Origin of the sequence: Wolbachia endosymbiont of Pentidionis agamae (genome assembly GCF_036711655.1) — a bacterium.
Classification (GTDB): Bacteria; Pseudomonadota; Alphaproteobacteria; order Rickettsiales; family Anaplasmataceae; genus JAZHPY01.
In genome coordinates this window covers 1-10318 of record NZ_JAZHPY010000037.1, presented here as the reverse complement: position 1 = coordinate 10318, position 10318 = coordinate 1, and the positions used below count along the sequence as shown (strand labels likewise).

Below are 10318 nucleotides of genomic sequence, written 5' to 3'. Positions count from 1 at the left end.
GAATATCACTGAGAATAAAAAGAATAAGAGGAGTAATGAGGAAAGTTTTTATAGACATACAAATGATGAGTGGAAAGGTGTAATGAAATGTATAGAAGATTTAGATAATCTTAAAATTTTAGATCAGGATAAAATGTTACAAGAGAACAAAAGACTTCAAGGTTCCCGTTTTTATTTATCTGAGGAAAATTTTTTAAACTTTATTTATAAAGTAATAAATCATATTGAAGATAGAGCATTGTTTCCGAACTCTGCACTGATAACTATACAAGACTTAGAAACTATGAGCACAAATATAGAATTTTACGGAGTTGATGAAATTGCGAGATCTATTGTAGAAGACGTAAAAAATCTAGGTAATTCTGGTATTATAAATTCAAGTGATGCTTTGGAGATGGAAAAACAGATTGAAAATCCTGAATTAACAAAGGAAGAACTTCGTGGTATTATTAATAATGTAATCAATAAAGTTGAAAGTTATTATCTATCACAGGAAAGTAATATTGTTAACATATCATATCAAAACAGCACTGTTAGTCATGTATTACAGCAAGAAATAGTTGAAGCTTCACAAAATCTTAATCTCATTAATCCAACAAGAGAGGCATCTCAAGCTATGCAAGAAGCTCAAGTTGCGCAGGTGGCTCCTATGAAATCAGAACAAGATAATCAAATAGCGTACTTGCAAGATTTAGCTAAAGGTAATTACGAAATGAATAAAACTAAGGAGTATGTTAAAAAAGTGTTAGACAATATGACTAAATCTGGGACTCTAAACAAAGATTTTGTTTCAGACATATGCAAAGACTTAAATAATGATGAGTTAACGAAAGATGAACTTCGTACTATCATTAATGATGTAATCAAGGAAGTTCAAAATTATCAAAGAGAGGCATCTTCACTACCTATATCACGAAGTAACAGCACTTTTAGCATGGAATCACAGCAAAGAACAGTTGAACTAGTAAGGCCAGCACCACCTATTCCTTTTTCTGATGCACAAACAATCCCTAAGCAGGTGTGTCAAACACAAGGAAGTCATGTTGTAGCACAACAGTCTACTGCACCTAATAAAGGTGCTCAGCTTGGCACATCATCAATGTCAGTTCCAACACCACAACAAGTGGTTGCTACACCTCCTCCTTCACCAACAACAAGTAATACGGCAGTTTCACCTACTCAAGTACAAGGGCAAGTAGGTCACACTGTGCAGTCTGGTGCATCACCAGTGTTAGCCTCTGTGCAAGATAGAGATATACCTACTCCTCCTCCTATAGAAGAGTTTGAGGAATTTAAGAGAGAAAAGCAACAGCATAGTGATCATTCTACTGCAACACATAATGTAGCTTCTGCCAATACTATTATATCAAATAAAGATACTAATACTAGAAATCATGAATTGAATGAAGCATTGAAGAAAAGTTCACACTTCCAAAAAATGAGAGATGCTACTGATACGGATATAAAAGTTTCTTCTAAATCAATAACTATACCAGGTACTCAACTTAATGACTCTTCAGTACAACAGGTAACGAAAAATAAGGAGCGTGGCCCTGCATAATAAATTTTTAATTAATATAAATTAGTTTTTTTGAGGTATAAATATGAGTAACGTTAGAAGTGAAGTGCGTAAAACAGTTGATAAAATAACAGAATTTAATAATAAAATTAAAGCATTGGAAAAAGAGAATGAAAATATTAATAATCTTCAAAACCAAGGTCAAATTAAAGATGAGCATGCAAATAGTTTATTAAAAGTATATAACAAAAATAGTGATAATATTAAGAAAAAAGAAAAAGAAAGAAGTAAGTACATAAACAAAAAAAATCGTTTTTTTACCAAGAATAAAGGTGAATTTGCTCAGTACTTTAAAGAGGAGTTGGAAAGTCTAAGTAATGCTATGGATTCTGATAAGTTAGGTCAAGGCAAAGAGATTTTTGAAGCACAAGTAAAAAATTTAAAAATTCTAGGAATTCTAGAACAAGATATGATTTCACAAATAATGAAAAAAATAGAAAACACTAATCTAACATCAGAAGGATTAAAAGGAATAATTGATGCTACAGTATATGCAGCTCAGCATCTCGAAGAATCAAGCCTAAATAAAATTATGTTTGATAGTGAATTAAAAACACGTCTTGCTCAGAGAAGTTCAATAGATCAATTAGAATCGAAAGAAGGTCGAACAACGCAGTCTTCTGAACAGATTCATGCACAACAACCTACACAAGCCTCTAAACAAAATCTATTTAATAAAATTCTGAACAAATTAAGAAAAGTAATTGAGAAACTTAAAGAGATTACTAGCAAAGAGAAGGTGATAGAAGATAGTATAGATTTGGCAGAATCAAGGAAATTACCAAAAAAACTTATTCGTGAAGCAAGAGATTTGACACGTAATTTGCTTGATATAGATTTAGTAGAATCAGAAAAATTATTCAAAGAATTTGTTCGTGACGCAAGAGATTCGACACATAATTTATATTATATAGATGGCAAAAGTATTCTCGATACACTAAATGAAAGTGATAGAGCAATCATTCGTAAACTAACAGAACAAATTGGTGTTGTTGAAAATGATGGAAAAAAGCTTTTTGAAAATCTGAAGGAACAAGCTGATCTTTCTAGTAAAATATTAAAACATGTAGAAGAAAAGAGGAAGCTTAGAAAGGAAATTACTGAATTAATAAAGAAGAGCACAGTACCAATAAGTGATAATAAGGAAATTGCAGAGAAAAAACAGAATTTAAGTCATATCGATGGTAAAATTCGAGCCTCTAAAGATCAGAGAAACAAGTTAGTGGAAACTGTAAAAAATAATATCAATCAATTGCAATTAGCAGGTGATGAGCTATTTTCTACAATAATGAAAGATGTACAAAAAGGTCAACAGTCTATTGAAAGTAAAGAAACTCAAAAAGATCAACAAGGAGGAAGAAATTGGCTAGAAAAAATCATCAAACAAAAAGAAACTAAACAAGATAAGGGTAGAGGAATTTTCTAGTAAAACTTTTTCCTTCAAAAACTTCTGTGGAAGTGTTTGAAGTTTTATGTGTAGATTGTTTGTTGTATTGTATAAGTACTATTCTTGTCTCAATATAAAGATAAATCTGCAGGTACTTTGTAATTTTATTCTTAGTCTATATCTTTACTAAAATATTATATTAAATCTTTAATCATTTAAATAAATAATTAATATTTTAACTATAAAATAATATACATTAGTTTAATAATAAAGCATCATGAAATGGAATCCACTTAAAAAGACTTTTCGTAAAGAAAAAAGTAATGCTCCTAAAGAACAAGCAATAGAAGATAATATAGGTTTTGGAGAATTGATTAAAAAATTCAAAAGACTTCAAAGTGAAGTATATGGTTTAGAAGGAGAGCATGATTTTCATAATAAATATAAGAAAACAGATATTAAAAGATTAAATGAGCAAGTTAATTATGCTAAAAGTGCTGGAGGAGATCTTTTAAAAAATCTAAAGGAACAAACCAATTTGTCTCATAGAATATTGAAATGTGTGGAGACAAAAAGAGAACTTAGAAATGAAATTATTAGACTAAAGAAAAATGATACAATACTTTTAAGATTGATGAAAAGGAATGAGCTTAGCAAGCATCACAAACAGATAAATGCCAAAAGAGAAAACAATCATAGAGAAATTATGGTACAAGAACAGGAGTTGGAACGTATTGACGCTAAAATTAAAGATTACAGCGATAAATTAAATAGATTACCTGAAATTATAAAAGACAATTTTAATCAATTTAAATCAGCAGTTTCTGAGTTGAAGTTCACAGTTGAAGCTATGCAAGAAGGTCAATTACAAAAGCTTCCCAAACAAACACAAGTTCCTAAAGATACTACAAAGCTTGCAGCAGTAGAAAAATTAGAAACTTTTCATGATAAAACAAAGGGTTTAAAATTGAAAAAACGTATACAACTTTTTAAAGAATGTATAAAAGATCTGGTTACTTCTGAAGCTCTGCATCCAGATGATCTTTTTAACATACCACATAGATTAAATAACCCTAACTTAACAAAGAAAGAATTATTTAGTGTGATTGATGATGTGCTACGTGTACATGAATTGACAAATTCAATGAATAAAAATACACAAAACTCATGGCGGAGACCATTGAACAGAAACGAGAACAAAAAGGTCAAGGGAGAGGAATTTCCTAATAAGACTTCTTCTTTTGAAAACTTTGGTTATACTTAGTTAAAGTTTTATATAGTGGATTATGCAAAGTTTAAAGGGTAGCTCATGTTTTAGTGGTGATAATGCAGAATTTGTAGAAGAAATCTATAATCGTTACTTGCAAGGTGACAAATCAATTGGGGAAGATTGGTGCAGAATATTCTCTAATAGCAGTATAGAAGCTAATGAAGGAAATGATGTAAAAAAAAGTGTAAGGATTGATGACTTAGCTTATAATTTAGTGAATTTTTTTAGGTCTTACGGGCATTTTTTTGCAGATCTTAATCCTTTGAAGCCACATGAGAGTAACATCATAGATTATGAAAAATACTCAAATTTAAAAGATATAAATTTAAATCAATCGATAAATTTGAATGGGCTATTAAATAAAGAAGGCAGTATAAGTGCTGAAGAATTTATCTCTATATTAAAAAATATTTACTGCATGAATATTGGTTTCGAGTTTATGCATATTTCTTCTCACGAAGAAAGATTATGGCTGCAAGAGAAAATAGAAAGTCAAACCTATTTACTAAGTCAACAGGATAAAAAAGATATACTAAAGAATTTGATTGAATCTGAAATGTTTGAGCAGTTTTTACACATGAAATTTCCTGGGTATAAACGCTTTTCAATAGAAGGTGCTGAATCTACTATTATTGCCATCGAAAAAATTATTAGTGATGCTGCCGCATGCGATACTGAAGAAGTAGTTCTTGGTATGGCTCATAGAGGAAGGTTAAGCGTACTAACAAAAGTTGTAGGAAAAGAATATTCTGCAATGTTCTCTGAATTTCAAGGAAATCTTGCATATCCTAAAGGTCTTGATGTTTCTGGAGATGTTAAATATCATCTCGGTTATTCTTCTGACAGGATACTTTCAGATGGTAAAAAAATACACTTAAGTTTATGTTCTAATCCATCTCATCTTGAAGCAGTAAATCCAGTTTTAGTTGGCAGAGTAAGAGCAAAACAAGATTCTAATAATTCTGTTCTTGGAATATCTGTTCATGGTGATGCAGCTTTTGCTGGCCAGGGAGTTGTTGCAGAAACTTTAAATTTAAGCAATATCGAGGGTTATAAAGTGGGTGGCATTATGCATATTGTGATCAACAATCAAGTTGGTTTTACTGCAAATCCATGCTGCACTCGTTCTTCTTCTTACTGCACTGATATAGCAAAATCTATAGAAGTTCCAATATTTCATGTTAATGGTGATAATCCAGAAGCTGTACACTTTGTTTCTAACCTCGCGTTAGAATATAAAGAAAAATTTGAAAAGGATGTAATTATTGATATAATCTGTTATCGGAGATATGGACATAATGAAGGTGATGAGCCAAATTTCACTCAGCCACTGATGTATAAATTAATCTCAAAGCATAAAGTACCTGGAAAATTATATGAAGAAAAGTTAATTGCAGAAAAAGTAGTAAGTAGTGATGAAGTAAATAAGTTGCGTAATGAGTTCAGGGAAAAATTGAATAAGAGTCTCATTGAATCAGTAAATTTTACTCCCAAAAAAGCGGATTGGTTTAGGGGTATATGGTCTAAATTAAGAAAAGCTAAACTAAATGACATGAATGAGTATGATATAGAATCTGGAATTTCAAAAGAAGAACTGAGAAGTTTGGGTATTTATATAAACAGTAATATCCCAACAGGTTTTAATCTTAATAGCAAAGTAAAGAAAATACTAAATAGCAGATTGGAAAGCGTAAGTTCAGGTACTAACATAGACTGGGCAACAGCTGAGAGCCTTGCTTTTGGGTCGTTACTCAATGAAGGAATAGCAGTGCGTTTATCAGGACAGGACTCTGGTCGTGGAACTTTTTCGCAGCGTCATGCTAAACTTATTGATCAAGTAACAGAAGAAATTTTTATTCCACTAAATAATATCAGCGAAAAACAAGCTAATTTTGAAGTAATAGATAGTGCTTTATCTGAATATGCTGTGATGGGATTTGAATATGGATATAGCTTAGATTCTCCATATTCGTTAGTACTTTGGGAAGGACAATTTGGTGATTTTGCAAATGGTGCTCAAATTATGATTGATCAATTCATTGCGTCTGCAGAAACAAAGTGGCTTAGGTCAAGTGGTTTGGTTTTGTTGTTACCACATGGTTATGAGGGGCAGGGACCTGAACATAGTTCTGCTCGTATAGAGAGATTCTTGCAGCTCTGTGCAGAAGATAATATGCAGATAGTGAACTGCTCTACTCCTGCCAATTATTTTCATGTTTTACGTAGACAGATTTGCCGTGATTTTCGTAAGCCTTTAGTAGTATTTACACCTAAATCGCTATTACGTCATAAGAGAGCTGTTTCTAATTTATCTGGTTTTGAGAGAAAATTTCATGCAGTTATTCCAGAACTAAGAAAAGGTTTAGCTCAGGATGATAAGATACGCAAAGTTATAATATGTAGCGGTAAGGTTTATTATGATATAATTGAAATATGTGAAATGAAAAAAATCAGTGATATAGCAGTAGTACGCCTTGAGCAGTTTTATCCTTTTCCTGCTAACAAACTTGGCATTGAACTTGAAAAATATCAAAATGCTGAAATTATATGGTGTCAAGAAGAACCAAAAAATATGGGAGGTTGGTCTTTTATTAATCCATTAATAGAAGAAATATTATCTAATTTAAATGTTAAAGCTAAAAGGCCTAAGTGTGTAGCAAGACCTGCTTCTGCATCTCCTGCATGTGGTTATTCTAGTACCCATTCAGAGCAGCAGAATAGAATTTTATCTGAGATAGCAAACTTTTGTATGTAAGGTTATACTATTTTAGACTATTTTTACTAAAATCATTACATGAAGGCGAGCCACTTCACAAAATTGATTAAAATTAGGTTATAGTTGCATTCTATATAATTGTATGCAATTTAATGCATCCGTTCCATTTTCTTTTTTTAGCATGCAAGGTGCTAAGCCAGGTGCTATGTGATAGATTTCTTGTCTATCATTATGTTTGTTTTTGCTTAAATAAAAACTATTTTTATTGAGATATCAATCTAATAGCATGATTATTCACAGAAATCCACAATAAATTATAAAAATATTAATAAAATATGAGTTTGAAAAAAGTGTAGTATATGAATTTTAGTAATTACTTGATTATAAGGCCTTTCTCTGGTAAATATAATTCTCTAATATTTAAGAAAAGAAGAAATGGATAGCTATGATGTTGTAATAATTGGTAGTGGTCCTGGTGGTTATACAGCAGCAATTAGATCAGCACAGCTTGGATTTAAAACTGCACTAATCGAGAAAGAAGAAAACTTAGGAGGTGTTTGTTTAAATTGGGGTTGCATACCAACAAAATCTCTGCTTAGAACATCTGAAGTATATAGATTAATTAAAAGATCAAAGGAATTTGGCATAAAAGTAAATGATGTAAGTTTTGATATAAAACTAATGGTAAAATATTCTAGAGATATTGTTAAAAGATTATCGCAAGGCATAGAATACCTGATGAAAAAAAATAACATTACAGTGCATAAAGGCTTTGGTAAACTTATTGGGGATGGTACTATAAAAATCACTACTGACAGCAAAAAAGAGCAGGAAATTTCTTCTAAACATGTAATTTTAGCAACTGGTGTTAAAGCAAGAAATTTACCAGGAATAGAAGCAGATGGAAAATTAATATGGAATGCGCGTCATGCCATGATACCAGATAAAGTACCAGAGTCACTACTTATAATAGGTTCTGGTGCAATTGGCATAGAATTTGCAAGCTTCTACAATGCTTTAGGAGTGCAAGTCACTATAATAGAAATGAAAAACTCTATTCTTCCTTTTGAAGATAAGGAAATTTCAGATCTAGCAAAAGAAATATTTATAAATCAAGGAATAAAAATATATACGAATACAAGTATCAAAACACTCACTAAAAGTACAGATTCTGTAAAAGCGGAGTTTAGTAACGGAAAAAAAGAAAATTTTGACAGAATAATTCTTGCTGTTGGTGTTGAAGCTAATATTAAAAATCTAGGACTTGAAAGTACACAAATCAGGATAAATTCCTATGGATTTATTGAAATAGATGATTGGAATAAAACTAGTGAAGAAAATTTATATGCAATAGGTGATGTAGCTGGAGCGCCTTGTCTCGCACACAAAGCAAGCCATGAAGCTGTAATATGCATTGAAAAGATAGCTGGTAAAAATCCACATACATTAAAAAGAAACTGTGTACCAAATTGTACTTACTCACATCCACAAATAGCAAGTGTTGGTTTGACTGAAGAACAAGCAAAAAAAGATGGATATGATATCAAAATAGGGAAATTTTATTCTAATTTTAATGGAAAGTCAATTGCCTTGAGTGAAACTGAAGGACTAGTTAAAACAATTATAGATAAAAAAACAGGAGAAATTATTGGCTCTCATATGATAGGTGCAGAGGTAACAGAATTAATTAATGGTATTGCTCTTATCAAGCAGATGGAAGGAACAGATTGCGATATAAGATCTACGATCTTTCCTCATCCAACTCTTTCAGAAATGATACATGAATCAATACTTTCTGCAGATAATGAATCACTCAATAGTTAATGTCTAAACTTATTTTAGTGTTCCCCTTCGAGAAACTTCTTGCATTAGCATGGATTAATCAATGGAGTAAAGGCTAGAAATAGAGGGTTTTTTTGACTGTATAGAGTATGAAATCATGGTAGAAAAAATATGAACTAAAAATTTATCGAAGATCTATGCCTTAAGTTCAAGTGTGTTTTTCATCTTAATGCAATCTGAGAGGAACTATTCTTAATGGCATTTTGATGAGTTTAAGCTTTCTATTGATTTAGGAGCTAATGTTAATGTTTTGGATAAAGAAGGATATGCTCCTTTGCATCGTATTATTATGGAGGAAAAATTACCTCTAAATGATAGAATGATAATGCTTGAATATCTATTAAAGCAAAAAGACATTGATGTTAATTTATCAACTAATGGTGAGTATAAAATGCATCCTTTATTTATGGTCTATTATATGGGAGATGAAATTCCTGAAGACTTGAAAAAAAGGACTATACTGCTTTTGTTAAAGCATAAAAATTTTGATTTTAATGCTAACGTTTTTAATGACAAAAATGCTTTGTGTTTCATTAACAGTTGCAGTAAGAGAAAAGATAAGAAAACTCCAGGTCCTATCGATTTTATAAATAATGTTATTACTATGAGTACAAATCATAAAGAAGATAAAGAAGATAATGAAGATAATATAGATTATGCTAAATTCATAGAAGATTTTCTGATATCAGAAGTAAACTCTGTATTTTGGTCGATCTTATCAAGAAATGGCGAAAAATAAGTAGAGTGTTTAACTTAGTACAATCTATGGACAGCCTTCCTGATGAGGATGATGAATGTTATTTTTCTCAGTTACAGAAAAATAAAATGTTTAATTTGATGATGTATTGCATAGATGAAAGAGGGCCATGTGAATCAATAAAGAAAGTGCAGCTAGCACAAGCTGCCATAATGTGTGTTATAAGCGTTGTTGTAGCAGCAGCAGTTGCTATACCCGCTATTCTTGTTTTTAATTTGATAGCAGTAGCTGCTGTTACAGTAGGTGTTGGGATTATCGGTTTTGGTTATAGTGCATATCATGGATTAAAAGATATAGATCTTCCTAATACTAGGATGGACAATACAACAAGTGAACGAAATATTCAGCAAGAATTATACTAATTCTTATTTATTTACTAAAGGATTTGGAGTAGACTGCTGATTTTTATGCATGAAACTCCAAGTTCCTTTTTTCAAAATGCATGGAACAGGCAATGATTTTGTAATCATTGATTCACGGTGTATTGCTTTTACTAATCTAGATTATATAAAGATAGCAAATAGAAAAATTGGTATTGGTTGTGATCAGGTAATAATCATAGAAGCCTCAAGCAAAGCTGACTGTTTCATGCGTATTTATAACAGAGATGGCAGCGAAGCTGAGATTTGTGGTAATGCAGCACGTTGTGTCAGTTACTTCATTATGGTGGAAAAAAATATTGATTTTGTAACTATCGAATTACTAAATGATAGGATTTTAGAATGCTTTAAAATAGATAAGAAATCTATAAAGATTAATATGGGAAA

The 10318-nt window shown here is 31.1% G+C and carries 8 protein-coding genes and 1 pseudogene; 8 read left to right on the top strand and 1 reads right to left on the bottom strand.

Annotated elements, in window-relative coordinates; genetic code table 11:
• From V6U76_RS02955 to lpdA, 5 genes are all read left to right on the top strand, one after another.
• The coding region (locus V6U76_RS02955) for a hypothetical protein (protein WP_333023532.1) at positions 1–1561 on the top strand (1561 nt) is incomplete at its 5' end.
• Between the two features lie 43 nt (positions 1562–1604).
• Positions 1605–3005, top strand: a complete 1401-nt coding sequence (locus V6U76_RS02950; RefSeq protein ID WP_333023531.1) for a coiled-coil domain-containing protein — start codon at positions 1605–1607, stop codon at positions 3003–3005.
• A gap of 238 nt (positions 3006–3243) precedes the next feature.
• Positions 3244–4230 carry a hypothetical protein gene (locus V6U76_RS02945; protein WP_333023530.1) on the top strand — a complete coding sequence of 329 codons (987 nt, stop codon included), beginning with the start codon at positions 3244–3246 and terminating at the stop codon, positions 4228–4230.
• 22 nt (positions 4231–4252) lie between these two features.
• A complete protein-coding gene (locus V6U76_RS02940) occupies positions 4253–6991 on the top strand; it encodes a 2-oxoglutarate dehydrogenase E1 component (RefSeq protein ID WP_333023529.1) in 2739 nt (912 codons plus the stop codon).
• A gap of 396 nt (positions 6992–7387) precedes the next feature.
• Positions 7388–8776: a dihydrolipoyl dehydrogenase gene (gene lpdA, locus V6U76_RS02935; RefSeq protein WP_333023528.1), complete on the top strand. Its 1389-nt coding sequence runs from the start codon at positions 7388–7390 to the stop codon at positions 8774–8776.
• A 54-nt stretch (positions 8777–8830) separates the two neighbouring features.
• Here lpdA and V6U76_RS05680 read toward each other — a convergent pair.
• A pseudogene (locus V6U76_RS05680) lies at positions 8831–8937 on the bottom strand (IS982 family transposase); the annotation flags it as partial.
• A gap of 107 nt (positions 8938–9044) precedes the next feature.
• On the opposite strand from V6U76_RS05680, the gene V6U76_RS02930 reads away from it, so the two are divergent.
• The 3 genes from V6U76_RS02930 to V6U76_RS02920 form a co-directional block, all read left to right on the top strand.
• Positions 9045–9533, top strand: coding sequence for a hypothetical protein (locus tag V6U76_RS02930; RefSeq protein WP_333023527.1), 489 nt, complete (start codon positions 9045–9047; stop codon positions 9531–9533).
• Positions 9534–9538: 5 nt separating this feature from the next.
• Complete coding sequence (locus tag V6U76_RS02925; RefSeq protein WP_333023526.1) at positions 9539–9913, top strand: hypothetical protein; 375 nt, start codon at positions 9539–9541, stop codon at positions 9911–9913.
• 49 nt (positions 9914–9962) lie between these two features.
• Positions 9963–10318 (top strand): diaminopimelate epimerase (locus V6U76_RS02920; protein ID WP_458695394.1); only part of this gene is annotated, 356 nt, incomplete at its 3' end.

Coding starts and splice junctions, on each gene's coding strand:
- lpdA (WP_333023528.1), top strand. CDS start 7,388: ATGGATAGCTATGATGTTGTAATAATTGGTAGTGGTCCTGGTGGTTAT.
- V6U76_RS02940 (WP_333023529.1), top strand. CDS start 4,253: ATGCAAAGTTTAAAGGGTAGCTCATGTTTTAGTGGTGATAATGCAGAA.
- V6U76_RS02950 (WP_333023531.1), top strand. CDS start 1,605: ATGAGTAACGTTAGAAGTGAAGTGCGTAAAACAGTTGATAAAATAACA.
- V6U76_RS02945 (WP_333023530.1), top strand. CDS start 3,244: ATGAAATGGAATCCACTTAAAAAGACTTTTCGTAAAGAAAAAAGTAAT.